General features: G+C 70.6%; 22 protein-coding genes. 14 read left to right on the top strand and 8 right to left on the bottom strand.

The genetic code is table 11. The annotated features are described in order from the left end of the window. Nucleotides 1–17 precede the first annotated feature (17 nt). Genes ACFP2T_RS08905 through ACFP2T_RS08895 form a run of 3 tightly spaced genes read right to left on the bottom strand, consistent with a single transcriptional unit; the run spans nucleotide 18 to nucleotide 2,875 of the window. Nucleotides 18–884: a DODA-type extradiol aromatic ring-opening family dioxygenase gene (locus tag ACFP2T_RS08905; RefSeq protein WP_377419573.1), complete on the bottom strand. Its 867-nt coding sequence runs from the start codon at nucleotides 882–884 to the stop codon at nucleotides 18–20. Nucleotides 885–914: 30 nt separating this feature from the next. After that, entirely contained in the window at nucleotides 915–1,712 is a 798-nt protein-coding gene (locus tag ACFP2T_RS08900; protein WP_377419571.1) for a citryl-CoA lyase, read from the bottom strand. Then, on the bottom strand, nucleotides 1,694–2,875 hold the full coding sequence (locus ACFP2T_RS08895; RefSeq protein ID WP_377419569.1) for a CaiB/BaiF CoA transferase family protein: 1,182 nt from the start codon (nucleotides 2,873–2,875) through the stop codon (nucleotides 1,694–1,696). Before ACFP2T_RS08895 ends, ACFP2T_RS08900 begins: the two co-directional genes overlap by 19 nt. A gap of 432 nt (nucleotides 2,876–3,307) precedes the next feature. Here ACFP2T_RS08895 and ACFP2T_RS08890 point away from each other — a divergent pair, with 432 nt between their 5' ends. The 3 genes from ACFP2T_RS08890 to ACFP2T_RS08880 all read left to right on the top strand — a co-directional run bounded on the left by ACFP2T_RS08890 (nucleotide 3,308) and on the right by ACFP2T_RS08880 (nucleotide 6,956). Beyond that, complete coding sequence (locus ACFP2T_RS08890; RefSeq protein ID WP_377419567.1) at nucleotides 3,308–4,771, top strand: amidohydrolase family protein; 1,464 nt, start codon at nucleotides 3,308–3,310, stop codon at nucleotides 4,769–4,771. A gap of 70 nt (nucleotides 4,772–4,841) precedes the next feature. Continuing rightward, nucleotides 4,842–5,678 carry an IclR family transcriptional regulator domain-containing protein gene (locus tag ACFP2T_RS08885; protein WP_377419565.1) on the top strand — a complete coding sequence of 279 codons (837 nt, stop codon included), beginning with the start codon at nucleotides 4,842–4,844 and terminating at the stop codon, nucleotides 5,676–5,678. 192 nt (nucleotides 5,679–5,870) lie between these two features. Beyond that, entirely contained in the window at nucleotides 5,871–6,956 is a 1,086-nt protein-coding gene (locus ACFP2T_RS08880; protein WP_377419563.1) for a GDSL-type esterase/lipase family protein, read from the top strand. Here ACFP2T_RS08880 and ACFP2T_RS08875 read toward each other — a convergent pair. Continuing rightward, nucleotides 6,860–7,894, bottom strand: a complete 1,035-nt coding sequence (locus ACFP2T_RS08875; protein WP_377419562.1) for an AraC family transcriptional regulator — start codon at nucleotides 7,892–7,894, stop codon at nucleotides 6,860–6,862. The two genes, ACFP2T_RS08880 and ACFP2T_RS08875, sit on opposite strands and share 97 nt — an antisense overlap. A 629-nt stretch (nucleotides 7,895–8,523) precedes the next feature. Then, on the bottom strand, nucleotides 8,524–8,874 hold the full coding sequence (locus ACFP2T_RS08870; protein ID WP_377419560.1) for a histone-like nucleoid-structuring protein Lsr2: 351 nt from the start codon (nucleotides 8,872–8,874) through the stop codon (nucleotides 8,524–8,526). Between the two features lie 418 nt (nucleotides 8,875–9,292). Between ACFP2T_RS08870 and ACFP2T_RS08865 the strand changes: the two genes are divergently transcribed. Next, nucleotides 9,293–9,928, top strand: coding sequence for a SigE family RNA polymerase sigma factor (locus tag ACFP2T_RS08865; RefSeq protein ID WP_377419558.1), 636 nt, complete (start codon nucleotides 9,293–9,295; stop codon nucleotides 9,926–9,928). 19 nt (nucleotides 9,929–9,947) lie between these two features. Beyond that, on the top strand, nucleotides 9,948–13,283 hold the full coding sequence (locus tag ACFP2T_RS08860) for a S8 family serine peptidase (protein WP_377419557.1): 3,336 nt from the start codon (nucleotides 9,948–9,950) through the stop codon (nucleotides 13,281–13,283). 143 nt (nucleotides 13,284–13,426) lie between these two features. Here the strand turns inward: ACFP2T_RS08860 and ACFP2T_RS08855 are convergent, their stop codons facing one another. Next, on the bottom strand, nucleotides 13,427–14,134 hold the full coding sequence (locus ACFP2T_RS08855; protein ID WP_377419555.1) for a TMEM175 family protein: 708 nt from the start codon (nucleotides 14,132–14,134) through the stop codon (nucleotides 13,427–13,429). 215 nt (nucleotides 14,135–14,349) lie between these two features. On the opposite strand from ACFP2T_RS08855, the gene ACFP2T_RS08850 reads away from it, so the two are divergent. Then, a complete protein-coding gene (locus tag ACFP2T_RS08850; RefSeq protein ID WP_377419553.1) occupies nucleotides 14,350–15,510 on the top strand; it encodes a low temperature requirement protein A in 1,161 nt (386 codons plus the stop codon). 84 nt (nucleotides 15,511–15,594) lie between these two features. Next, complete coding sequence (locus tag ACFP2T_RS08845) at nucleotides 15,595–16,251, top strand: class I SAM-dependent methyltransferase (protein ID WP_377419551.1); 657 nt, start codon at nucleotides 15,595–15,597, stop codon at nucleotides 16,249–16,251. Nucleotides 16,252–16,288: 37 nt separating this feature from the next. On the opposite strand, the gene ACFP2T_RS08840 is transcribed toward ACFP2T_RS08845, so the two are convergent. Next, entirely contained in the window at nucleotides 16,289–17,104 is an 816-nt protein-coding gene (locus ACFP2T_RS08840; RefSeq protein WP_377419549.1) for an SAM-dependent methyltransferase, read from the bottom strand. A 129-nt stretch (nucleotides 17,105–17,233) separates the two neighbouring features. Between ACFP2T_RS08840 and ACFP2T_RS08835 the strand changes: the two genes are divergently transcribed. The 7 genes from ACFP2T_RS08835 to ACFP2T_RS08805 all read left to right on the top strand — a co-directional run bounded on the left by ACFP2T_RS08835 (nucleotide 17,234) and on the right by ACFP2T_RS08805 (nucleotide 25,776). After that, nucleotides 17,234–17,809 carry a helix-turn-helix domain-containing protein gene (locus tag ACFP2T_RS08835; protein WP_377419547.1) on the top strand — a complete coding sequence of 192 codons (576 nt, stop codon included), beginning with the start codon at nucleotides 17,234–17,236 and terminating at the stop codon, nucleotides 17,807–17,809. 21 nt (nucleotides 17,810–17,830) lie between these two features. Continuing rightward, the gene (locus ACFP2T_RS08830; protein ID WP_377419545.1) at nucleotides 17,831–18,022 is read left to right on the top strand and encodes a hypothetical protein; all 192 of its coding nucleotides are present in this window, start codon (nucleotides 17,831–17,833) and stop codon (nucleotides 18,020–18,022) included. Nucleotides 18,023–18,061: 39 nt separating this feature from the next. Further along, on the top strand, nucleotides 18,062–19,084 hold the full coding sequence (locus ACFP2T_RS08825; RefSeq protein ID WP_377419543.1) for a 3-oxoacyl-ACP synthase III: 1,023 nt from the start codon (nucleotides 18,062–18,064) through the stop codon (nucleotides 19,082–19,084). Then, nucleotides 19,081–21,669: an alpha/beta fold hydrolase gene (locus ACFP2T_RS08820; protein WP_377419541.1), complete on the top strand. Its 2,589-nt coding sequence runs from the start codon at nucleotides 19,081–19,083 to the stop codon at nucleotides 21,667–21,669. Before ACFP2T_RS08825 ends, ACFP2T_RS08820 begins: the two co-directional genes overlap by 4 nt. Further along, nucleotides 21,666–22,643, top strand: a complete 978-nt coding sequence (locus ACFP2T_RS08815) for an NAD-dependent epimerase/dehydratase family protein (protein ID WP_377419539.1) — start codon at nucleotides 21,666–21,668, stop codon at nucleotides 22,641–22,643. Before ACFP2T_RS08820 ends, ACFP2T_RS08815 begins: the two co-directional genes overlap by 4 nt. Before the next feature lie 247 nt (nucleotides 22,644–22,890). Next, nucleotides 22,891–24,915, top strand: a complete 2,025-nt coding sequence (locus tag ACFP2T_RS08810; RefSeq protein ID WP_377419537.1) for a GTP-binding protein — start codon at nucleotides 22,891–22,893, stop codon at nucleotides 24,913–24,915. Between the two features lie 57 nt (nucleotides 24,916–24,972). Then, the gene (locus ACFP2T_RS08805) at nucleotides 24,973–25,776 is read left to right on the top strand and encodes a hypothetical protein (RefSeq protein ID WP_377419535.1); all 804 of its coding nucleotides are present in this window, start codon (nucleotides 24,973–24,975) and stop codon (nucleotides 25,774–25,776) included. Here the strand turns inward: ACFP2T_RS08805 and ACFP2T_RS08800 are convergent. Further along, entirely contained in the window at nucleotides 25,768–26,175 is a 408-nt protein-coding gene (locus tag ACFP2T_RS08800; RefSeq protein WP_377419533.1) for a MerR family transcriptional regulator, read from the bottom strand. The genes ACFP2T_RS08805 and ACFP2T_RS08800 overlap by 9 nt on opposite strands. Between the last annotated feature and the right edge of the window lie 15 nt (nucleotides 26,176–26,190).

Here is a 26,190-nt window from a genome sequence, read left to right as displayed (position 1 = left end):
CTCGCAGATTCGCTCGGTCATGTTGCCGGGGCACCGTTCGGGTACCAGGTGAAGTAGGCCTCCATGGTGTGGAAGAGGTCGAGGGTGTCCACGTGGTCGGCCTTGGCGCCGGCGCCCGCGACGCCCATCATCAGCATGAAGTCCATGAAGCCGTGGGTGGCGTTGCCGGGCGCGTGCAGGCTGTCCAGCGTGACCTCGGACAGGCAGTCGTCCAGGTCGCCGTTGGCGATCCACTCCACCGCTCTCCGGTCGAACTCCGGGTCCGGCCCGTGCGGGCCGAACTGGCGGGGGCCGCCGAGTTCCAGCGACAGGTGGCCGGTGCCGACGATGGCCACCCGCAGGTCGCTCGGCCAGGACTCGACCAGTTCCCGGATCGTCCGGCCGAGCTGTACGAAGCGTTTCGGTTGCGGCAGCGGCGGCGCGAAGATGTTGGTGTAGATCGGCACGATCGGCAGGTCGGCCTCGGGGCGCAGGGTGATGATCGGGCAGGTGATGCTGTGGTCGATCCGCAGTTCGTTGCTGAACGCGAGGTCGAACCCGGCGTCGAGGCCCTCGCGCAGCAGGTGCCCCGACAGCTCCTCCTGGCCGCGCAGCAGCATCCTCGGCAGGCCGAACTCGCGTTCCTCGTTGTACCAGTTCGCGTCGTAGAACGGGGCCTTCCCGATCAGGAACTGCGGCATGTTGTCCAGCCACAGTTGGTGGAAGTGGTCGGAGCCGACCATCACCAGCACGTCCGGGTTGGCCCGGGTGAGGGTCTCCCGGAAGGTCAGGATCTTGCGTACCCACTCGTCCGCGAACGGCGGGCGGTCCTCGCCGGTCGCGGTGCTCGCCCGGTAGTAGAACGGGTGGTGGGTGGAGGCGATGACCGCGACGACGGTGGCCACGGCGGCTCCTTTCTCAGCGGGGTCGGAAGATCAAGAACCATCCGGCGGTACGTAGCGGGCGTTGCGGTCGACGGTCAGGTAGACGTCCATCCCGATCGGGTTGCGCCGCTCCTCGGCCAGGTGCCCCAGGAGCCCCGCGGCCCGGGCCAGCAGCGCGAACCCGCGCAGCAGTTCCACCGGAAGCCCGAGGTCGGCCAGCGCGGCCCCGCACACCCCGGCGCCGTTGAGCGGCAGGGTACGGCCCAGGATCGCCGGATGGACCCGGCCGATCGCCTCGAACAGCCGCAGGTGCGGCCCGCGCAGCCCCTCCTCGTCGGCGATCCGGATCAGCACCGGGGTGCGTGGGTCCGCGACCCTGTGCACCGGGTGCCCGAGGCCGGGGATCAGCCGTCGGTCGGCGCGGGCCGTCGTGACCACCGCCGAGGCGACATCGTCCCAGCCCGCGTCGTCGGTGGGGTGCTCGGCCAGTCCCGCGATGGCGTCGGCGAGGAACCGGCCGCAGTCCTCGGTGACGCCCAGGAAGCGGGAGCCGCCGCCGAGCAGCCCGGCGGCGAGCGCGCCCTGGAGCGACTCGGGGGCGCTCAGATAGGTCAGCCGGGCGGCGATCGCCGTCGGGGTGAAGCCGTGGTCGGCCAGCGCGACGAGCACGGTCTCGAAGACCCGTACCTCGCCCGGCGTCGGTCGGCGCCCGGCGACCAGCCAGTACGCCAGTTCACCGAAGCCCACCCGGCCCATCAGGTCGGCGGCGAGATCCTGACCGAGCAGTCGGATCTGGTCCGGGTCGGACGTGCCGATCGCGGTCGGGAAGCTCAGTTCTCGGTCAGCCACTTGCGGATCTCCTCGCCGTGCTCGTCCAGTCCGGGCGGCGGCAACTCGTAGCGGGCCGGGGTCGCCGAGAAGGTGATCGGGTTGCGCACGCTCGGCACGGCCGAGGCACCCTCGCCGACCGTGACCACCGGGTCCAGGCCCAGTTCCTCGGCCAGCGCCACGCCGCCGTCGATGGTGTTGATCGGGGCACACGGCACACCGGCGGCCAGCAGGTCCCGGAACCACTCGTCCTTGGTCCTGGTGCGCAGTCGGTCGACCAGCAGCGGTCGCAGCTCCTCGCGGTTGGCGGTGCGGTCCTGGTTGCGCCCGAACCGGGGGTCGTCGACCAGTTCGGGGAGCCCGAGCGCCTGACACAGCTTGCGGAACTGCCCGTCGTTGCCGGCGATCACGATCAGTTCGCCGTCGGCGGTCGGCAGCGGCTCGTACGGGAACAGGCTCGGATGCGCGTTGCCCATCCGGTACGGCACCACGCCGCTGGCCACGTACCCACTGCTGTGGTTGACGAGTCCGGACAGTGCCGAGGAGAGCAGGTTGACCTCCACGTGCTGTCCCTGCCCGCTGGTGGCGCGGTGGTGCAGCGCGGCGAGGATGCCGATGTTCGCGTGCATCCCGGCCATCACGTCGAAGACCGATATCCCGGCCCGGTACGGCGAGCCGTCCGGGTCTCCGGTCAGGCTCATCAGGCCGGAGATGGCCTGCACCATCAGGTCGTAGCCGGGCATCGAGGCCCCGGCGCCGGTGCCGAAGCCGCTGATAGAGGTGTAGATCACGCCGGGGTTATCCGCTGACACCGACCCGTAGTCCAGCCCGAACCGGCGCAGGCCGCCCGGCCTGAAATTCTCGATCATGACGTCGGCGCGGGTGGCCAGCTCTCGGGCGATCCTCAGGTCCGCGGCCTCGCGCAGGTCGAGCGCGATGGAGCGCTTGTTGCGGTTGATTCCGAGGTAGTAGGTGGAGACGTCGTCGCGGACCGGTGGCATCCAGGTCCGGGTGTCGTCGCCGGCCGGACCCTCCACTTTGATCACGTCGGCGCCGAGGTCGGCCAGCAGCATCGTGGCGTACGGCCCGGCCAGGATGCGGGAGAAGTCGGCCACCAGTACGCCGCGCAGTGGTCCCGCTGGCCGGTCCGGCTCAGCGCCGCCATCCCGCCGTTCCGTCGTCATCCGCTGCCTCTCGCCTGTCCGCATAACGGACAACCGTCCGCTGCCGCCAGTTTCGAACGTGGCTTCGACCGCTGTCAAGGCCCGGAGTCCGCCGACCTCCACCCGCCCAGCAAGCGCTGGGAAAGGGCCATGAGCGGGGTTGGCGAAGCCGTGCCGGCGCGGGTTCGATGAGCTCTTGACAAGCCGGGTGGTCCGGCTCACAATTTCGCCACTCGGGCTTTGACCACCAGGCGGACAAGCGTCCGTTGGTGACCCCGGCACCCGACGGGAGTTGACCCATGAGCGAGCGCAGCGAGCGAATCAGCCAGCTCAGTTTCCAGGCTCATGACGCCGACGAGCGAAGCGAGGAGACGGCATGAGCGAGCGCAGCGAGCGAATCAGCCAGCTCGGTTTCCAGGCTCATGACGCCGACGAGCGAAGCGAGGAGACGGCATGAGCACCATCGACAACGGTCCGGCGGCCCCGTCGGACCGGCCGGTGATTTTCCGCAACGGCCTGGTCCTGACGATGGACGACGCCCGGACGGTGCTGCCCGGCGCCGACGTGCTCGTGGTCGGCGAGCGGATCGCCGAGGTCGGCGTCGGGTTGACCGCGCCACCGGACGCCCTGGAGATCGACGCCACCGGCGGCATCCTGATGCCCGGGATGATCGACACCCATCGGCACCTGTGGCAGACCGCGATGCGCGGCTACGGCGCCGACTGGACCCTGACCCAGTACTTCGTCTGGTACTACCTCGAATCCGGAAAACTCTTCCGGCCCGAGGACATCTACGCCGGTAATCTGCTCGGCGCGATCGAGGCGATCGACGCGGGCGTCACCACCACCGTCGACTGGTCGCACGGGCTCCAGACGCCGCAGCACGCGGACGCCGCCGTCGACGCCCTGGAGGCGGTACCGGGCCGGTTCGTGCTCGCGTACGGCAACATCCAGCAGGGCCCGTGGCAGTGGGCGACCAGCCCGGAGTTCCGGGACTTCGTCCAGCGGCGACTGCACGGCCGCGGCGACATGCTCGGCTTCCAGATGGCCTTCGACGTCACCGGTGATCCCACCTTCCCGGAGCGGGCGGCCTTCGAGGTGGCCCGCGAACTGGGCGTGCCCGTCACCACCCACGCCGGTGTCTGGGGCGCCACCAACGACGACGGCATCCGGCTGATGCACGAGAACGGTTTCATGACCCCGGAGACCGTCTACGTGCACGCGGCCACCCTCACCCATGACTCGTACAACCGGATCGCCGCCACCGGCGGATCGGTCTCGGTCTCCACCGAGAGCGAGCAGAGCGCCGGCCAGGGCTACCCGCCCACCTGGCAGCTACGGCACCACGACATCCCGGTCTCGCTCTCCATGGACACCAGCGTCTGGTGGAGCGGGGACCTGTTCAGCGCCATGCGGGCGACCCTGGGCGCGGACCGGTCCCGTGAGCACCTGGAGGCGCACGGCCGGCAGGACACGGTCACCCACTGCCACCTGCGAGCCGAGCAGGTGGTCGAGTGGGCCACCCGGGGTGGTAGCCGTGCGCTCGGGCTGGACGACACGGTCGGCAGCCTGACGGTGGGGAAGAAGGCGGACGTCGTACTGGTCAAGAACGACGACTCCCCGGTGATGTTCCCGATCCTCCACCCGTATGGCCAGGTGGCCTTCCAGGCGCAGCGCGGCGACGTGCACTCCGTGGTGGTCAACGGCCGGCTGGTCAAGCACGCGCACCGGCTGGTCGGCATCGACCTCGGCAAGGCCCGGCGCGAGGTCGAGCGGACCATCGAGTACCTGATCGGTGCGATGGGGGACGAGGCCTGGGCCCGGGGCATGAACCCGGACATCCCAGAGACAAGCCTGATGGACAATCCGTACACGTACACCGAGTGGGACGCCGGCTCGGCCCAATGGAAGCATTGAGGCGACGCGGGTGCGCCCGCGACGGCCCAGGTCGGAGTGGGCCGCATCGTCGGCAGAGAGAGTGGGCGGGATGACGCGCGAGGCGGGACCTGACTTCATCGAGGCCCTGGCCCGCGGCTTGGACGTGCTGCGCTGCTTCCGGGCCGGTCGACCGGTGCTCACGCTCAGTGAGATCGCCGCCGCGACCGGCCTGGCCCGCCCGACCGTCCGGCGGATTCTGCTGACCCTCGACGAACTCGGTTACGTCCGCTCCGCCGACCGGGGCTTCGCGCTCACCCCCCGGGTGCTGGAACTGGGCATGAGCTACATCAACTCGCTGAACATGTGGGAGATCGCCGAGCCGCACATGCGCCGCCTCGTCGACCAGACCAACGAGTCGACCTCGATGGCCCAGCTCGACGGCAACGACATCGTCTACGTCGCCCGGGTCGCCGTACCGAAGATCGTCACGCTGGCCGTCACCGTCGGCACGCGGTTCCCGGCGCCCGCCACGTCGATGGGCAAGATCCTGCTGGCCGCGCTCGACCAGGCCGAACTCACCGCCGCGCTGGCCGAGCCGACCCGATCCGGGATCACACCGTGGTGGCAGCCGGAGCGTGACGAACTCGACCGGACGCTGCGCGAGGTCCGGGCCCGGGGATGGGCCCTGGCCGACCAGGACCTCGCCCCCGGCATCCGATCGGTCGCCACCGGGGTACGCAACGGCGACGGCAAGGTCGTCGCCGCCGTCAACGTGACGGTGCACGCGGCGGAGACCAGCGTGGAGCAGTTGACCGAGGAGCATCTGCCCCGGCTGCTCCGTACCGCCGCCGACATCAGCCGGGACTGGGCGCTGCTGGACACCCTGCCGATCACCGTGCACGAACCGCGCCGCGGCATCGTGCCGCTCGGCGTACGTCTGCCGTAGCCGATGCCGGCGGCGCACTGACGGTCGGGCGGGCCGCGAAGGCTTCTCCGGTCCGTACGCCCCTGCCGTGCCGGTCCCGTTCGGCGCATGCCGACGTACGCTCGCCGCTCAGTTCGGCGTCTCCTCACCGGAGGACGCGATCGAGGTATGCAATCGACGCAAGTCAATTCACAAGCAGGAGGGAGCGACCCCATGACCTCGGGTATTCGCCGGTGTGCCGGAGTGCTGTTGACGGCCCTGCTGGTGACGGTGGCCATCCTGACCCACACCAGTACGCGGGTGGAGGCGGCCGCCGGAGTGCGGGTGCTGCCGCTCGGCGACTCGATCACGGACGGCTTCAACGTGCCCGGTGGCTACCGGATCGACCTCTGGCAGAAGGTGGTCGCCGGGGGCTACACGGTCGACTTCGTCGGCTCCCAGGCGAACGGGCCGGCCAGCCTCGGCGACCGTGACCACGAGGGACACTCCGGCTGGCGGATCGACCAGCTCGACGCCAACATCGTCAACTGGCTCCGTACCTATACGCCCCGCACCATCCTGCTGCACATCGGCACCAACGACATCTTCCAGAACCGCGACCTGCCGAACGCCCCGAACCGGCTCGCCGCACTGATCGACCGCATCAACACCACGGCACCGGACGCGATGGTGTTCGTGGCCACGATCGTGCCGGCCGGAAACGCGAGCACCAACGCCCAGGTGCGGAGCTTCAACGCGGCCATACCGCAGATCGTGCAGACCCGGGCGAACGCCGGCCGTCCGGTGTACCTGGTCGACATGTACTCCGCGCTCACCACCGCCGACCTGGCCGACGGCGTACATCCGAACGCGACCGGTTACAGCAAGATGGCCACCACCTGGTACAACGCCCTCCGGGCCGTGCCGGGCAGCCTGACCGAGGGCAGTACCCCGACCCCCACGGCCACGCCCCCGACGACCCCGCCGACCGGTGGCCCCACGACCCCGCCGGCCACTCCGCCGGCTGGTGCCGGATGCACCGCTTCGGCCTCGCTCAACTCCTGGAACGGCGGCTTCGTGGCCACGGTACGCGTCACGGCCGGCTCCTCCGGCACCAACGGCTGGACGGTCGGCATGACGCTACCGTCCGGCACCACGATCACGAATGGTTGGAACACCCAACGCAGCGGCAACAGCGGTGCGGTCCAATTCACGAATGTGGGCTACAACGGCCGGATCGCCGCCGGGCAGTCGACAGAGTTCGGATTCCAGGCCACCGGAAGCGGAGCGGGGATGACGCCCACCTGTACCGCGAGCTGATCCCGGTCGGGGCGCCTCATCGCCCGCGTGCCGACATCAGGACTGTCGCCCACCCCCGTCGGTCGACGGACCGGCCATGCGCTGCCGATAGCTGTCGGACTCATGCCGTACTCGGCCCGGAACGCCCGGCTGAAGTGGGACCTGTCGGCAAAGCCCCAACTGGCCGCGATCACGTTGACCGGCTCGGTACGTCGCGCCGCGGACAGCAGGTCCCGTCGGCACCGCTCAAGCCGGGACCTGCGGATCCAGGACGAGACGCTGGCGTCCGGGACGCGGGCGAGCAGCGCCTGCTCCCGGGTCTCCACCGGCAGGCAGTGCTCGGCATCGAGTTCGTGGGCCAGCAGCGCCGCGAAGAGGTCGACCGTCGTCGCCGCCAGGCGGGCGCTGTCGGGCGGGGAGTACTCGTGGGCGTGTCGGACGAGCCCGGTCAGATGGTTCAGCACGATCGCACCGACGCCGACCCGGGCGGACAGGCGCCGGGTGATGAGCCGCCGGACCCGGTCCGGTGGCATCGGTAAGACCTCACGCGGAATCAGCAGGACCGCCGCCGCCCCGTGACCCTCGTCGCCGGCCCGGGACAGGCTGCGCGACGGGCGTGAACTGTCGTAGACCGTGATCTCCTGCGGGCCGAGGGTGACGCTGTGCCCGTCCTGGGTGACCTCCGCCTCGCCACGGAGGATCACCGCGACGATGTAGACCTCCGGATCGGAGCGCCGGACCAACCGGCTGGTGCGGTAGACGTCCAACGACGGGAAGCCCATTATCGAAAGCTGACAGAGGCCCAGGTCCACCATGCGGATCTGGGCCCGGAAATCGTCGGGGTGGTCGGTCCGGGCGTGCACCGGGCTGACCGTCTCGGAGACGATGTCGCACCAGAACGGAAACCGGTCGCACGACGGAAGATCCTCCGTACGGAACGCCATCACCTGCACAGCCATCAGCCCCCGACGGTCCAGCCGGACCGAGCCGCCCGGGGCGTTCCCGTGGTGGCCCGTCAATGATCGACGCCGCTCATCTTTCTCGCCGACAACCGATGATCCATCCCCCGCTCGGCTGACCCCCGCTTGGCTGACAAACGCTCGGCTGACAGTGCGCCCGTCCGCTTTGGCAAGGGTTCGTCGCCGGGTCCGCCGATATCTGGCCCGCACGGTCAACAGCCTGGCGCGCAACGTCCACTTTTCCGGTCGTCCTGCCCCGAGACTGCGTACGTGCGGTATTCGGTGAATCTCGGCGGTCGTGTGCCAGCGGCATGGCTTCACGGGAATATCGGGAGGAAGCCATGACGACCGTTGATCCGATCCGTCAGCTCCGCCGTCGAGGTTCGTGTCGGGTCACACCCGACGGGACGTTCTCAGGAACGGGGCCGCCGTTCCGTGGTGGCCCGATGTCGCCGAGTCGGAGGCGGGCAAAACCAGGCTGAACCATCCACGACAATCCGCGCCACTCGTCCGGGTCGGCGGCTCTGCGCCGGCCCGGACGTTGCGCCGATCCCGATCCGTCCCGGGTACCTCGCCGTCGTTGAGCTCCGCGCCGTGTCCGACCCGCAGGTGAGAGCGCCCCGTGAACCTCAGCGACCGGCCTTCGCGTGGTATTCGTCGACGATCTCCTGCGGGATGCGGCCGCGATCCGAAATCTCCCGCCCCTCCTTCTTGGCCCAGGCCCGGATCGCCTTGTTCTGCTCGCGGTCCGCGGTGGCGCTGCCCCTGCCACGTGCGGCACGACCACCGACGACCACGGCACCCCGGCCGACCTTCTGGCCCGACGCAGCGTACGGGGCAAATAGGTCCCGCAGTTTTCCAGCGTTTTTCTTAGAGAGGTCGATCTCGTACTGCACTCCGTCGAGTGAGAACTTGACGGTCTCGTCGGCGTCTCCGCCGTCCAGGTCGTCGACCAGCTTGTGAATGATTTGCTTGGCCACTGTGGCGTTCCCTCCGAGTGGACGTCTCTGCAACAAAAGCACAGTAGCGCGTCGGATGCGTGCTACGCCAAGTGGACGCCCCGTACGGAACAAGGTTGATCGGTGACTCAGCGTTGACCATCGGGTACGGGATTGATTCGTACCCGATGCGGCTCACTGTCGAAGGCGGCCCGTTCTATTCGTGACCTCGACGCGGTCGACTGGGACGGGCCTTGTTGATTCGCGCGTCGACCCGGTCCGAAAAGCCTGGCACGGGCCCGTTGGGGCCGACGTCTATCCGAGAACGTGAAGGGTGTGACCATGTAGAGATGTAACCGTGGCACCTCGCCGGTGGTCGTCCTAGTGAGGGGCACTGTCAGACGACATTGGAGGGCTTCATGACGGATCTGCGCGTCCTGCTCGACGGGGGACGGTCCTGTTGACCGGTCCGGACGGGCAAGCGGAGTTCGCCGAGTTCGTCCGAGCCCGCTACCGCGCTCTGGTGCGCCACGGGGTGCAGCTCACCGGCGACCACGGACACGGTGAGGACCTCACCCAGGAGGCACTGGTCAAGACGTACCGGGCCTGGCGGCGGTTGCATCCGGGCGGTGACGCCGAGGCGTACACCAGGAAGGTGATGGTGCGCGCTGCCTGGCGCATCGGACGCCAGCGATGGCGTCGGGAGATTCCGACCGACGCACTGCCGGACGGGCGGGCCGACGACCCGTACGAGCCACGCGACCTCGCCCGGCTGGTCCGCGCCACGCTGCGAGCGCTGCCCGCGCAACAACGGGTGGTCCTGCTCCTCAGGTTCTGGGCCGGACTCACCGAGCAGGAGGTGTCGACGGTCCTGGACTGCCGCGTCGGTACGGTGAAGAGCCGGGGACACCGGGCCTTCACCGCGCTACGCTGCCCCGGCAGCCCGCTCGCCGACGCGCTGGCCCCGCCGCACCGGTCCACACCAGAACATCGAGGTAGCCACCTCGACCGGACCACCGGTCCTCACCCGGCCGACAACCGGTTTGAACCGGACAGGGAACCGTTCGACGTACTCCGGTGCTTTGTAGCTGTATGAGGATCCTGTGGGAGGACAGATGCTGAGGACAGTCACCCGGTGGGGCGGCGGTGCCGTGATCGTCGCCCTTGTCGTGTCGTCCGTCGGGCCGGCGGGGTCGGCGGCGGCCTGGGCCACCGCGCCGAACGGGGGCACGGGGGTGGTCCGGACGCCGCACCGCCCGGGGGAGCCCGCCCGGACCGTCACGCTGATCACAGGTGACCGGGTCACGGTCCGTGCTGACGGGGCGGCGTCGTTCGCGCCGGGCGCCGGCCGCGACGGCATTCCGGCGGTGACCCGACGGCTCGACGAGCGACTTCAGGTCACACCGGTGGACGCACTGCCACTGGTCCAGGATGGACGGCTGGACCCCCGGCTCTTCGACGTGACCGCGCTGATCGGGTTCGGCTACGACGACCGCCGTGGCGACCTGCCGTTGATCGTCACGGCCGACGGCAGCCGCTCGGCGGCCCGGGGCACGGTGACCGCGCGGGGTGCCGAGGTGGTCCGGGACCTGCCGTCGGTGGGCGGTATGGCGGTACGGGCGGACAAGTCGACGTTGACGGACTTCTGGCAGGGCATCGCCGGTGGCGCCACCGCCAGCGGTCTGCGCGGCGGCGTCTCGAAGGTCTGGCTCGACGGGCTGCGCAAGCCCACGCTCGAACGGAGCGTGCCGCAGATCGGTGCGCCGACGGCCTGGCAGGCGGGGCTGGACGGCACCGGCGTCACGGTGGCGGTGCTGGACACCGGCGTGGACGCCGGCCACCCGGATCTGGCCGGGCAGGTGACCGGCTCGGCCAACTTCACCTCGGAGGACGGGCGGGACGTGGTGGGACACGGTACGCACGTGGCCTCGACCATCGCGGGTACCGGTGCCGCCTCGGACGGTCGGAACAAGGGGGTGGCGCCCGGGGCGCGGCTGCTGGCCGGCAAGGTCTGTGTCACGGGTGGTTGTCTCGAATCGTCGATTCTGGCCGGCATGCAGTGGGCGGCCGAGCAGGGTGCCGCGGTCGCCAACCTGAGCCTGGGTGGCGGGGACACTCCCGAGCTGGATCCGTTGGAGCAGGCCGTACAGACCCTCACCGAGCAGTACGGCACGCTCTTCGTCGCGGCGGTCGGGAATGCCGGTGCGGCAAACGCGATCAGTTCTCCGGCGAGTGCCGACGCCGCGCTCGCGGTCGGTGCGGTGGACCAGTTCGACGAGCTGGCGTACTTCTCCAATCGCGGGCCGCGTACGGGTGACGGTGGACCGAAGCCGGACATCACGGCGCCGGGGACGGACATCGTGGCGGCGAGCAGTTCGGCCGGCCCGGTACCGGGGCAGCCGTACCGGACGGCGTCGGGTACCTCCATGGCCGCGCCGCATGTGGCCGGCGCGGCGGCGATCCTGGCGCAACGGCATCCGGAGTGGAAGGCCGCGGCGATCAAGTCGACCCTGATGGCCGCCGCCGTACCCCATCCGGACCTGGACATGTTCGCGCAGGGTGCCGGGCGGGTGGACGTGGCACGGGCGATCCGCCAGACGCTCGCCAGCGATCCGCCGAGCATCGGATTCGGCCGCCAGCCGTGGCCGCACCACGACGACGTCCCGGTGTCGAGGCCGGTGACGTACCGCAACAGCGGTACGGCTCCGGTGACGTTGGCCCTCTCCGTGGAGGCGTCCGGACCGGGCGGCGCGGCGGCGCCCGGCGGGCTGTTCACGGTGAGCGCGTCGACGGTGACCGTGCCGGCCGGTGGCACCGCCGACGTGACCGTCACCGCGGACACCCGGGTCGGTGCGACCGACGGCCTGTACACCGGTCGGCTGATCGCCACCTCCGGCGACCTGGTGCTGCGTACGCCGGTCACGGTGGACCGGGAGGCGGAGGTCTACGACGTCACCGTCTCCCACCTCAACCGGGCCGGCGTGGCGGTACGCAACTGCTCCGAACTGGTCCGCCTCGGTGGCACGGGGCTGACCGACGAGGACTTCTACCAGGCATGTGGTGAGGACGGCACGGCCACGATCCGACTGCCGGCGGGCCGGTACGCGTTGCTGAGCACTATTCACGAGCAGGGCGCGAGCAGCCTGCTGACCCAGCCGGTCGTGGAGGTGACCGGGCCGACCACGGTGAGCGTGGACGCGCGGAAGGCGGAGCCGGTGTCGGTCACCGTGCCCCGGCCGGATGCGACCCAGGTCTTCGCTGATCTTGCGGTGCGGCTGCGGGTCGGAGTGAGCGGCTACGGCTTCGGCGTGTACGGCGACAGTTTCGCCGGAATGTACCTGGGGCGGCTCGACGACGGCGGTCCGGTGGACGGGCTTTCGGGAACCGCGGTCGGCACCTGGGCGAGGGTGGATCCGGAGATCGACACCTACAACAGCCCGTTCGTCTACAACCTCGCCTGGTCGCTCCCGGCCGACCGACTCGACGGCTTCACCCGGCAGGTACGCCACTCGGATCTGGCCACCATCCACACGCGGTACGCCCGCAACGTCGTCGGTGCCGGAAGCTTCGACGTCACCGATCCGGCGTGGTTCCCGGGAGTGTTCGGGACGTTCGCCTATCCGACGGTGTTCGACTCGCCGTTCGAACGGACCGAGTACTTCAACTCCGACCCCAACGTGGAGTGGAGCCGCTTCATGACGGAACAGGACGGATCGGGTTCGACGCTGACCGGCGTGGAGCCCGTCCGAACGACGTACCGGGCCGGCACGGTCACCCGTGACCAGTGGAACCAGGCGGTGTTCGGAGCGAGCCTGGAGAGCCCGGCCTGGGCGGAGGACTACGTCTCCCGGGTCGGTGACGAGATCTTCGTGAACATGCCGCTCTTCGCCGACGGTGCCGGCCGACAGGTCCTCTCGTTCGACGCGGTCCACAAGATGGTCCTGTACCGGGACGGGGTGAAGGTCGCCGAGTCGGACGGCCTCTGGGAGACCTTCGAGGTTCCCGCGGCCACCGCGGACTACCGGCTGGAGGTCACCGGCACCCGTGGGCATCCCGTCGCCCTCTCCACCCGGGTGGAGGCGGCCTGGACCTTCCGGTCCGGGCATGTGGCGGGGGAGAGCTCCGTGCGGTTGCCGCTGTCCGGGATACGGTTCAGCCCGACGCTGGACCAGCACAACACGGCGCCGGCCGGTCAGTCGTTCCTCATCCCGGTATCGGCGCGACCGCAGCCGGGGTCGACCGGCGGCGGCGTCCGCTCCGTCGGCGTCGACGTCTCCTACGACGATGGTGCTACCTGGCGCAAGGCCACCGTCGTCGCGGTCAACGGCGTCGGCGCCGTGCACGTCAAGCATCCGAAGAAGAGCGGCTTCGTCTCACTACGGGCCACCGCGAAGGACAGGTCGGGCAACACGGTACGACAGACGGTGATCCGCGCCTACGAGATCAGGTAGTGCCGCGCCTGCCCTGATGGATCGGCGGCCCTTCGAGACCACGTCTGGTGTCTTGCCAGCAGTGGCCGAGAAGGGCCGCCGATCCGACTTCGAGATGTCAGCTTCCCGGTCGCCCCGCGCCGCCGGCCCTGCGCAGGTTGCTCTCAGGGTGGAGTGGGGCCGCGATCACGGACGCGTCCGGCGCTGCTGGCCTCGCCGCCGATCGGCAGCCAGTAGGCCGGGATGAAGGCGGCGATCACCACCACGCCGGCGACGGGATGCAGGATGCCGAGTGCGGTTCCGACGGCGATCCAGACGAGCGCGAGACGGTAGCGCCGACCGATGGCACTGAGGTCGTCCGTGTCGACGGCCTGCTGGAGAAGGTGGCGGCCGCGCCGCACGTACTCCCAGATCACGTTGAAGAGTGCGGCCACGGCCTCGAAGGCGATCCCGTAGAACACGACGGCGCTCTGCCGCCCGTGACCGGACTCGAAGGCGGCGGCGAGGACGGAGGAGGCGAAGGGCAGGAACGCGATGACCATCAGCAGCACGGTGTTGAGGAACAGCACCAGGCGGTCGACGGCCCGGATGTGGTCGAACATGACGTGGTGGTTCACCCACATCTGTCCGATGAGCAGGAAGGTGACGGCATAGGCCAGGTACGAGGGCCAGAGTGAGGTGAGACCGTGGAGCAGGTCGCGGGTGTCCTGCGGTGGACGAATTTGCAGGATGAGCAGGGTGACGGCGATGGCGAAGACGGCGTCGCTGAAGGTGACGAGCCGGGCCGGATCACGTTCCGCGCCGGAGAGTCTGCCGGATCCGGTCGCACCCGTGCCGGTGGAGGTCCTGCGGGTCGTCCGGAACCAGCGCATGGCTTCCGCCCCCGTTGCTCGCGGGAAGATTCCCGCCGTGGCCCAGGTCAAACCCACTGATTCACGCTCCGCTGGTCCGGTAGGGCACATCACCGGAAGTCGGGATCGGGGATGGTTCGCCGTGGTACGACTGCTTCGACGGCGCTATGCGGTCGGTATGCGGTTCGGGGCGTGGGTCGGAAGCCTGGTTGTGGGGGCGCGAAAGCGGGCGGCGGATGACGACGGGCAGGTACTCGACGCTGATCCGTGACCCGAACAAGCCGCAGCGGGCCACGTACGTGGAGCTCTTCTACGATCTCGTCTTCGTCTTCACGCTGGCCCGCCTGGCCGAGGCGTTGGTGGTGGACCTGCACCCGCTCGGTGCCTACCAGACGCTGCTCCTGCTGTTGGCGACCTGGTGGGTCTGGTCGTACACCAACCTTGCCACCGACACCCTCGATTCGCGGCGGCCCGCCGTCCAACTGCTGGTAATCGCGATCATGTTCGGCAGCCTGGTGATGTCGACCGCGGTCCCCGACGCGTTCGACGGGCGCGGACCGCTCTTCGCCGCCGCCTACGTCGGGATCCATCTCCTCCGCAGCATCGTGCTCGCGGTGATCCTGCGCGGCCATCGGCTCCGTAACCGACCGCTGCGCGGAATCTTCTGGTTCAGCATCTCCGGCGCGATCTGGTTCGCGGGCGCGTTCGCCCCGGTCGAGGCCCGGGTACTGCTCTGGACGGCGGCCCTGGGCCTGGACTACCTGGGGCCGGTGCTGCGGTGGCCAACCCCGAAGATCGGACGCTCGCCGGCCTGGGAGTGGAACACCGCCGGCGAGCACCTGGCCGAGCGGTACCGGCAGTTCATCATCATCGCCCTCGGTGAGACCGTGGTGATCACCGCCCGGACGTTCCGGAGCAGCGACTACAGCATGTACCGGAGCGCCGCGTTCGCCATCTCGTTCGGCATCACGGTGCTGCTCTGGTGGATCTACTTCTACCGGACCAGGGAGAAGCTCGGCAGCGCCATCACCGGCTCCGCCGACCCGGCCCGGGAGACCAAGTGGGCCGGATACGCCCACCTGATCATGGTGGCCGGTGTCGTCCTCACCACGGTCGGCGACGAGCTGATCATCCGGCATCCGTTCGGCGACACACCCGGGGGCTGGGTTGCGGTGATCATCGGTGGCCCGGGGCTCTTCCTCGCCGGCCGTGCCCTGCTGGGGCACGAGGTCTTCATCCACGTTGCCCGGCCGTGGCTGATCGGGCTCGGCGTGCTGATCGTCATGGCGCCGGTGATGGTCTTCCTACCCGCGATCGCCGTCTCCGGGACCGTCGTGGTCGTCCTGCTCGGCATCGTCCTGGCCGACGTGGTCAGCACCCGTGAGCGGCGCAGCTGACCGGACAGTCGCCCGGGTGTTCCTGGCGGATGCGGCAGTATCGAGGCGGGGACGTCCGTCCTGCCTGACCGGTCCGGTTGATGGGTGCGGGAGATACCAGTGGCGCGTACCGAGGTTTCCTATCCGATTTTCGCCCGGCTGTTCGAGCGCGCCAGCGTGCGGATGGACGCCGCTGGTGGGGCGGCACACCGGTGCCGGCTGCTGACCGGCCTGTCGGGGCGGGTGGTGGAGGTGGGCGCCGGCAACGGGCGCAACTTCGCGCACTATCCCCCGCAGGTCAGCGAGGTGCTGGCGGTGGAACCAGAACCTCACCTGCGGGCCCTCGCGCAGCGCGCCGCCGATGCCACGCCGGTCCCGGTCACCGTGGTCGACGGGGTGGCAGCGGAGTTGCCGGCCGAGGAGGGTGCGTTCGACGCGGCCGTGCTGTCGTGGGTGTTGTGCTCGGTGCCGGACCAGGCCGTCGCCCTCGCCGAGGTGTACCGGGTGGTCCGGCCCGGTGGGCTGCTGCGATTCTTCGAACACGTTGCCGCGGAGCGGCCCGGGCTGCTACGACGGGTCCAGCGGGTGGCGGACGCCACGCTCTGGCCGCTGGTCTGCGGCGGCTGCCACACCGGCCGCGACACCGTGGCGGCGATCGGCGCCGCGGGCTTCGAGGTCACCACCGTGGACCGGTTCCGGTTTCCCGACACACCTCTGGCCGTCGCCGGGCCGCACGTGCTGGGCAGTGCCGTCCGGCCCTAGGGACGACCCGGCCGCTGAACACCACCGGTCCGGCCGCTCAGGGGATCCGGGCTACGGCACCGTACATGCAGATGTCGGCGGGCTCCGGCGGTCGGGTGCCGGGGCTCGGTCGCCAGTCGCCGATCGGCACGACGCCCGGCTCGACCAGTTCGAGACCGTCGAGGAACCGGGTGAACTCGGTCCGGCTGCGGGGCCGGCTCAGCCCGCCGCTCGCCGCGTTGGCCTCCTCCAGCTTCGTGACCGTCTCCGCCGGCACGCCGTCGTAGGTTCCGTGTGACATGACCACGTAGCTGCCGGAGGGCATCGCGTCGACGAGCCGGGCGACGACTCCGTACGGGTCCTCGAAGTCGCGCACGAAGTGCAGGATCGCCAACAGGGTCAACCCGACCGGCTGCCGTAGGTCCAGGGTGGCGTGCAGTTCCGGAGCCTCCAGGATCGACCCGGGGTCACGTAGGTCGCGCTCGATGTAGACGCTCGCGCCCTCCGCCGAGGAGGTCAGCAGGGCGCGGGCGTGTGCCATGACGAGTGGGTCGTTGTCCACGTAGACGATGCGCGACTGCGGTGCGATCCGCTGGGCGACGTCGTGGGTGTTGTCGACTGTGGGCAGCCCGGTGCCGATGTCGAGGAACTGCCGGATCCCGGCCTCGCGAGCCAGGAACCCCACCGCGCGTTGCAGGAATGCGCGGTTCTCGCGAGCGGCCCGCCTGACCGTCGGGAACACGGCGGCCACCTGGTCGCCGGAGGCCCGGTCGGCGGCGAAGTTGTCCTTGCCGCCCAGCCAGTAGTTGTATCGGCGCGCGGGATGCGCCATGTTGGTGTCCACCCTGCCGGCCGGACGGGCTGTCTCGCTCACGGCACCTCCGTGAAGTCGTTCGCCATTCGTCGGACGCTACCCGGTGCGCGTGAGACCGATCCGGGCACGGGGGTGGGAGCAAGTACGCTTGCGGAAAGCGCAAACGTACGGGATCGGGCGGTGTGGGCAATGCCGGATCAGGAACTGGAACCGATGCTCGAGGCGGTCGGTCCCCGCCTGCGCGAGGTGCGGAAGGGGCGCAACCTCAAGCTCGTCGACGTCGCCGAGCAGACGGGGATTTCGGTCAGCACCCTGTCGCGCCTGGAGTCCGGGCTGCGACGCCCCTCGCTCGACCTGCTGATCCCACTCGCGCAGACCTACCGGGTTCCCCTCGACGACCTGGTCGGCGCGCCACCTTCCGGAGATCCGCGGATCCATCCCCGACCCGTCCGCCGCCACGGCATGGTCTACATCCCGCTGACCCGACAGGCCGCGCCCGTGCAGGCCTTCAAGATGGTCCTACCCGGCCGTGACCCGGACACCCCGCTCGAACAGCGCGTCCATGGCGGATACGAGTGGATATACGTGCTCAGCGGCACACTCCACCTCAAACTGGGGGCGGAGATCACCACTCTCACCACCGGCGAGGCGGCCGAATTCGACACCCGGACCCCGCACGGCATCGCCAGTGCCGACCACGACCCGGTCGAGATCCTGAGCCTCTTCAGCCCGCAGGGCGAGCAGATCCACATCCGCGACGCCTGAGGGGGCCAGGTAGGACGGACGATGGCGCGTGCCGTCCGGCCGGTACGGGCGATGGACCAACGGCCGGACAGTTCGTCGGCGGCGCGGTGCGGCTACCCGTGGTCGTCGCGCGGCTACTCGACGTCGAGCACGAGTTGCGTACGCCGGGGCAACCGCGTGATGCTCACCGCCGAGCTGATCGATCATTGGTGGTTGAGGGGCTGGAGTGGATAACTTCGAGCCCCGGGACACGGAGCGACGGACGGAGGCTGGATGACGGACGGCAATGCTGCCTATCGCTACACCAACACGGTGGTGCTGTCGGTGGCGGCTCTGGAGGCGCCGGTCGTCGTGACCTCTGAACAGATCGACGAGGAACTCAGCGACACACTCGAACGGCTGCGGTTGCGCCGGGGGATGCTCCAGCGGATCGCCGGCGTCCAGGAGCGGCGTTGGTGGCCGGAGGGCTTCGGCTTTGCCGACGCGGCGGCGATGGCCGGAGCGAAGGCGTTGTCGGAGGCCGGTGTCGACGCGCGCGAGGTGGGACTGCTGATCAACACATCGGTGTCCCGGGCGCACCTGGAGCCGTCGACGGCGGTGGCCATCCATCACGCGCTGGAGCTGCCGCAGTCGGCGTTGAACTTCGACATCGCCAACGCCTGCCTCGGGTTCGTCAACGGGATCCAGGTCGCCGCCAACATGATCGATGCCGGACAGATCCGTTATGCGCTGGTCGTGGCGGGCGAGTGTTCCCGGGAGGCCCAGCAGGCGACGATCGACCGGCTGCGCCGCCCGGACGCCACCCGCAGGGACGTCAAGGACCAGTTCGCCACGTTGACTCTCGGCTCCGGCGCGGCCGCGATGGTGCTGGCCGCCGCGGACACCCACACCGAGGGCCACCGGCTGGTCGGCGGGGTGAGCCGGGCCGCGACCCAGCACCACGAGCTGTGCGTCGGGGACAGTACGAGGATGCGTACCGATGCCAAGGGTCTCCTCGACGCGGGCCTGGAACTGGCCGAGGCGACCTGGGCACACGTCGGACCCTGGGACTGGCAGGACATGGACCTGTACGTGATGCACCAGGTCTCCGTCGCCCACACCCGCGGCGTCGTCGACCGGCTCGGCCTCGACCCGCGTCGGGTCCCCGCGACGTTTCCGATGCTGGGCAACGTCGGACCGGCGTCGTTGCCGCTGACCCTGGCGCACCACGCCGACTCACTCAGCTCCGGCGACCGGGTGCTGTGCATGGGGGTCGGCTCCGGCCTGAACACCTGCGCCCTGGAGATCGTGTGGTGAGCGGCGCCCGGAGCATGCCGCCGGCCGGGCTGCCCGGTCTGGATCCCGCCTGGTCCCGGTTGGTCACCGCGGTGGACAGCCAGGGTGTGGAGCGCACCTGGCACGTCCTGGACACGGGTGCCCCGGACCCCGACGGGCCGAGCGGGTACGTCGGCACGCTGCTGTGCGTGCACGGCAATCCCACCTGGTCGTACCTGTGGCGGCAGCTGCTGGCCCGATTCAGCCAGCCCGACGCACCGCCCTGGCGGGTGGTCGCCGTCGACCACCTGGACATGGGGTTCTCGGAGCGCACCGGCACCGTACGCCCGCTGGCGCAGCGGATCGCCGACCTCGGCACGGTCACCGACGCGCTGGGCCTGACCGGACCGGTGGTCACGGTCGGGCACGACTGGGGTGGCAGCATCTCGCTGGGCTGGGCCCTGCGCCACACCGACCAGCTACGCGGCGTGGTGCTGACCAACACCGCGGTACACCAGCCGGCCGGATCGCCGGCACCCGTGCTGATCAGGCTGGCCCGGCTGCCCGGCATCCTGCCGGCGGCGACCGTGTCGACTCCGACGTTCCTGCGGGCCACCCTCGCGTTGGCGAATCCGCCACTGCCGGAGTCGGTCCGGCGTGGCTATCTCGCCCCGTACCGGACCCCGGAGCGGCGGGCGGCGATCGGCGGGTTCGTGGCGGACATCCCGCTGACCCCGGAGCATCCGAGCTGGTCGGCGCTGACCGAGGTCGCACAGGGCCTGCACAGGCTGGCGGAGGTGCCCGCACTACTGCTGTGGGGACCGCGTGATCCGGTCTTCGGCGCCGCACACCTGCGCGACCTGCGAACCCGGTTGCCGCACGCGAAGCTGCACCGGTTCGAGGGCGCGGGCCACCTGCTCGCCGAGGACGCCGACGTCGCCGGTGCGGTCGTACGGTGGCTGGCCGACCTGGATCAGCCGGCCCCGACCCCGAGCCTGGCCCGGTCGCCGTCGCCGGAACCCGCCGTGCCGTGGCGTCCACTGTGGGCGGCGCTGGCGGAGCGCTCCGAGGACCGCTCGGTCGCGCTGGTCGAGCTGGCCCACGGCGGCCGGCAGGTCAGCTGGACGCTGCTGTGGCGGCGGATCCGCGAGATCGCGGCGGGGCTGTCCGCCTCCGGAGTGCGTCCCGGCGACCGGGTGGCGCTGCTCGTACCGCCCGGCGCCGACCTGACCGCCGCCGTCTACGCCTGCCTGCGCATCGGTGCGGTCATCGTCGTGGCCGACCCGGGGCTGGGACTGGCCGGCATGAACCGGGCACTACGCGCCGCCGACCCGGCACATCTCATCGCCGTCGGCCGGGGACTCGCCGTCGCCCGGACGCTGCGATGGCCGGGGCGGCGATTCGGCGCCGGACCTGGCGCGGCGATGCTGGGCGCGTTGACCCTGGGCCGGCTCGCCCGGGTCGGCGCGGGCAACCCGGAGCTGCCCCCCACCCCCGGCCCGGACGACGACGCGGCCGTGCTGTTCACCTCCGGCTCCACCGGCCCGGCCAAGGGCGCGGTCTACACCCACCGGCAGCTCGCCGCGATGCGGGACGCGCTCTCCGGTCTCGGCCTCGACTCCGAGGCCGGGATCGTGGCGGCGTTCGCGCCGTTCGCGTTGTTCGGGCCGGCGCTCGGCGCCACGTCGGCGATCCCGGACATGAAGCTGACGGCGCCACGGACGTTGACCGCCGCCGCCCTCGCCGAGGCGGCGGTCGCGGTCGACGCGTCGGCGGTGTTCGCCGCACCGGCGGCGTTGCGCAACGTGGTCGAGACCGGCAACGGCCTGGACGACCGGCAGCGCGCCGCGCTGGCCGGGGTCGAGCTGCTGCTCAGTGCCGGCGCACCGGTGCCCGCCGTGCTGCTCGCGCAGGCGCAGGCGCTGATGCCCAAGGCGCGGCCGCACACCCCGTACGGGATGACCGAGGTGCTGCCGGTCACCGACATCACCCTCGACGAGATCGTCGAGGCGGGGCAGGGTGACGGCGTCTGTGTCGGCCGACCGATGCCCGGGGTGGAGGTGGCGATCGCCGCGCTGGACCCGACGGGTACGCCAGCCGAGCAGCCGGGCAGCGCGGTCGGGGTGACCGGGGAGATCATGGTCAGGGCCGGGCACGTCAAGGACCGCTACGACGCCCTCTGGCTCACCGAGCGGGTCAGCTCCCGCAATCCGGGCTGGCACCGTACCGGAGACGTCGGCTACCTGGATCCGGACGGTCGGTTGTGGGTACAGGGCCGGCTGGCCCACGTACTGACCACGCCGGACGGTGTGCTCACCCCCGTCGGGATCGAGCAACGGGTGGAGTCGTTGCCGCAGATCGGCCGGGCCGCCGCGGTCGGGGTGGGCCCGCGCGGGGTGACGCAACTCGTGGTCGTCGCCGAGACCCGACCCCCGGTACGCCGGGCCCGGCCGGCAGAGGCGAAACTGGCCGACGCGGTACGCGCGGTGACCGGGCTGCCGGTCGCGGCCGTGCTCCTCGTTCCGGCACTACCCACCGACATCCGGCACAACTCGAAGATCGACCGCACCCGGCTGGGTCGGTGGGCGGAACGGGTGCTCGCGGGCGGGAGGCTCGGCGGATTGTGAAGGTCCTCGTCACCGGCGCCAGTGGCATGCTCGGCGGCGCCGTCGCGACCGCGCTGATGCTGCGGGGCGACCAGGTCCGGGTGTTGCAGCGCCGGCCCGCCGCCCTGGCCGGGGCCGAGGAACAGCGTGGCGACATCACCGATCCGGCGGCCGTGTCCGTGGCCGTCGACGGGGTCGACGCGGTGGTCCACCTGGCCGCGAAGGTGTCGATGACCGGCCCGTGGTCGCAGTTCCAGCGGACCAACATCGACGGCACGGCCGTGCTGGTCGACGCCGCCCGGGCGGCCGGGGTGACGCGCTTCGTCCAGGTCTCCTCGCCGTCGGTCGCCCATCACGGCGCCGGCCTGGTCGGCGTCGGTGCCGACCCGGCCGACCCGGACCACGCCCGGGGCAACTACGCCCGCAGCAAGGCCTCGGCCGAGCTGCTCGCGTTGGCCGCCGACTCGCCCGGCTTCGCCGTCGTCGCGGTCCGCCCCCATCTGGTCTGGGGACCCGGGGACACCCAGTTGGTGGCCCGGATCGTCGAGCGGGCCCGGTCCGGCCGGCTCGCACTGGTCGGCAGGGGTACCGCCCTGATTGACACGACGTACGTCAGCAACGCCGCCGACGCGATCGTCGCCGCGCTCGACCGGGCCGCCGAGGTCGACGTACACGGGCGGGCTTTCGTGGTCAGCAACGGCGAGCCGCGGATGGTGGCCGACCTGGTCGACCGGATCTGCACCGCCGCCGGGGCGACGCCACCGAGGCTCCGGGTGCCGGTGGCCGTGGCGAAGGCCGGAGGCGCTGCCGTGGAACGCCTCTGGTCGGCGCTGGGGCGTACGGAGGAGCCGCCGATGACCCGGTTCCTGGCCGAGCAGTTGTCCACCGCGCACTGGTTCGACCAGCGCAGGACCCGGGAGGCGCTGCGCTGGTCGCCGACGGTGACCCTGGACGAGGGTTTCGCCCGGCTGGCCGCCGCCTACCGGCAGGGCTGAAGAGGACCCTCGGCGCCCGCGCAGAGACCCGCCCCGCTCGCCGGGTTGCCATCCAGCGGAGCAGGGCCGGTCGGATGGTACGACCGGTGTCGAACCGTCCACCTGGGTTAACTCGGTCGTCTGGGCATCCCGGTCGTGGTTGACTCGGGCCAGAACGTTCAGCCGTTGATCGAGCAAGGAGACGACATGCGAGCACCACTCACCTCCATCGAACAGGAAACGTCGATTTCTTCGAGGGGTGTGGCGGTTGCCGCGGAAAACGCTGAACCTAGGGATCCTGGCGCATGTCGACGCCGGTAAGACGACACTGACCGAACGGCTGCTGTACGCGGCCGGGGTCATCGACACCGTCGGCACCGTCGATGCCGGCACGACCCGGACCGACACCCTGGCGCTGGAGCGCCAGCGTGGAATCACCATCAAGTCGGCCGTCGTGTCGTTCGAGATCGCCGGCACGACGGTCAACCTGATCGACACCCCGGGGCATCCGGACTTCATCGCCGAGGTGGAGCGGGTGTTGAGCCTGCTCGACGGCGCCGTTCTGGTGATCTCGGCCGTCGAGGGCGTCCAGCCACAGACCCGCGTCCTGATGCGCGCGCTACGGCGGCTGCGGGTACCGACGCTCCTCTTCGTCAACAAGATCGACCGTGCCGGCGCCGATGCCGGGCGGGTGCTCGAAGCAATCAGGGGACGCCTCACCACCGCGATCATCCCCATGGGTACGACCGACGAACCCGGCACCCGCGCCGCGCGGTTCAGGCCGTACGGGTTCGACGATCCGGCCTTCCGGACAGCACTGACCGAGGGGCTCGCCGAGCGGGACGACTCGCTGCTGGCCGCGTACGTCGAGAACGAGTTGGCGGTCACGGACGGACGGCTACGCGCGGATCTCGCCGCACAGACCCGGCGGTCGCTGGTGCACCCCGTCTTCCTCGGATCGGCGATCACCGGAGAGGGCGTGGCCGCGCTGATGACCGGCCTCGCCGAACTGCTGCCCGCCGAGGCCGGCGACCCGGAGGGCGCCGTCTCGGGGCGCGTCTTCAAGATCGATCGTGGACCGGCCGGGGAGAAGATCGCCTACGTCCGGATGTTCGCCGGCACGGTGCAGCTCCGGCAACGGTTGCGCATCGAGACCGCCGGCGGCGGCGATGTCGAGGCGAAGGCCACCGGCATCAGTGTCCCGGAGCACGGGGAGTGGGTCCGGCACTCCCGACTCGTCGCGGGCGAGATCGGCAGGCTCTGGGGCCTGAACGGGGTGCGGATCGGCGACACCATCGGTCAGCCGCCGCCGACCGGGGGCCAGTGGCGCTTCGCGCCGCCGACCATGGAGACCGTGGTCGCACCCGTGCGGCCGGCTGACGGCGGCGCGCTGCGCGGCGCGCTGGCACGGCTGGCCGAGCAGGATCCGCTGATCAACGTCCGGGCGGACGACACCGGCCGGGAGATCTCCGTCTCGCTCTACGGTGAGGTGCAGAAAGAGGTCATCCAGGCGACGTTGGCGACGGAGTTCGGCATCGACGTCACGTTCCACGAGACGACGATCATCTGCGTCGAGCGCCCGGTCGACCGCGGCGAGGCCGTCGAGGTTCTCAACACGGAGTCCAACCCGTTCCACGCCACCATCGGCCTGCGGGTCGAGCCGGGTCCGCAGGACTCGGGGATCGAGTTCCGGATGGGGGTCGACCCGCAGTCGATGCCGATGTACGTCTACAAGAACGCCGACATCTTCGCGGACCACATGGCTCAGTACGTACGCCGGACGCTGCGCGAGGGCCGGTTCGGTTGGCAGGTCACCGACTGCGTCGTCACGATGATCGACTGTAGCTACAGCCTGGCCGACGGCCCGCCGTCGAGGCGCGGCCCGCTCAGTACGCCGGCCGACTTCCGCAACCTGACGCCGATCGTCCTGATGCGGGCCATCGAGCAGGCCGGAACCGTGGTCTGCGAGCCGATGCTCCGGGTGAGCCTCGAAATCCCGGTGTGGGCGATCAGCGCCGTGCTGACGGCCCTGGGTCGTCTCGGCGCGGCGGTCAAGCACCAGTCGCTACGGGGTGACCTGACCACCATCGAGGTCGTCGCACCGGCGGCGCGAGTGCCGGACCTGCAACGCCGACTACCGGGACTGACCGGGGGCGAGGGTGTTCTCGAATCCACACTCGACGGATACCGGCCGGTCCGGGGTGAGTTCACCACCCGGCCACGGACGACGGTGGACCCGCGCAACCGGGAGAGGTACCTGCTGTCCCTGACCCGGCAGGGAGCCCGGGGTTGAGCCGCTGGTCAGCGAACGGGAGGCAACGCCGTTGACAAGATCATGGGAGTCTGTGCCATGGACTCGGTAACGCTGCAGACGGCGGCACGGCGGTACCTGATGGAACGCTACGACGAGCTGACCCGCAGCTATGCGGCGCTGCCGAATCAGGGGCGGGCCGAGGACGGGTACCACTACCGCCCCGAGGCCTGGCGGATCTTTCCCCGGTACAACGTGGTCGCGGCGATCCTGGAAGAGGTGGAGCGGCTCGATCCCGACCGCCTGCCCGAGCTGCCCGACCTGGTCGACGTACTGGCCGAGGCGGGTGACACGGCCCAGTCGTCGTTCACCCGGACCGCGTCCAACGCGGCGGAGGCCGAGGCGATGGCGGAGGAGCGTCGGCTGTTCCGGTCGACCCTGCGGGGCTGGGTGACCAGCGGCGACGTCCGGGTGGAGCCGCTGGCGTACCGGCGCGTGTTGACCCCGGCGGAGTCGACCGAACGGCAGGAACAGCTGCGGCGTCGGTGGGGACTGGTGGGCCGGTCGTGGCACCCGATGCTCGCCGACCCGCCCCCGCCCGGCGTGCTCGTGCTGACCGAGGCGTCGATGTGGGACGAGCGGGGACTCGCCGAGGCCCGCGCCGCGCTACGGCGGCTGGGCGGAGGCCGGGTCACGGAGCTACGCGAGTACGGCGCGGACGTTCTCGTCGATGTGGCGGCGTTCGCGCCCCGGTACACCGGTGCCGAGGGGGTGTGGAGCGACGACACGCTCACCTGGATCGCGTTCGCCTCCCACGAGGGAACCGTTGCGTTCGGCGGCCAGCTCGCCGCCGCCCTGGCGACCGGATGGGCCGACGTCGACCAATGGCGCTGGTCATCCTGATGTCGACCCCGGGGTGACGGAGTCGCATCCCGGATAGTGCCGCGACACGCGTCGCTCGGTGGCCTCGATGTAGTCGTGCAGGGCCTGGCGGGAGCGCGTGAGCGTGTCGATGCGCTCGTCCAGCCCGTGCAGGCGTGCCCGGAGGGTGTCCAGGAGCTCGGGGCAGGGCTCCAGGTCGGGGGCCGCGCCGGTGGCGCAGGGCAGCATGAACCCGATCTCCTGGGTCGACAGTCCGGCTTCGAGCAGTTTCCTGATCTGGGTCACGGTCAGGATGGCGTCGGCGGTGTACTCGCGGTAGCCGCTGGCGCCGCGGCCCGGTTCGAGCAGGCCCTGGGCCTCGTAGTACCGCAACTGATGCGCGTGGACTCCGGACCGCCGGCTCAGCTCCCCGATCAGCACGCCCGCTCCTCCTTG

It is taken from the genome of Plantactinospora solaniradicis (assembly GCF_042658085.1).
Lineage (GTDB): Bacteria > Actinomycetota > Actinomycetes > Mycobacteriales > Micromonosporaceae > Plantactinospora > Plantactinospora solaniradicis.
Note: the sequence above shows the minus strand (reverse complement) of the source record. Positions and strands in the feature narration are given on the sequence as shown.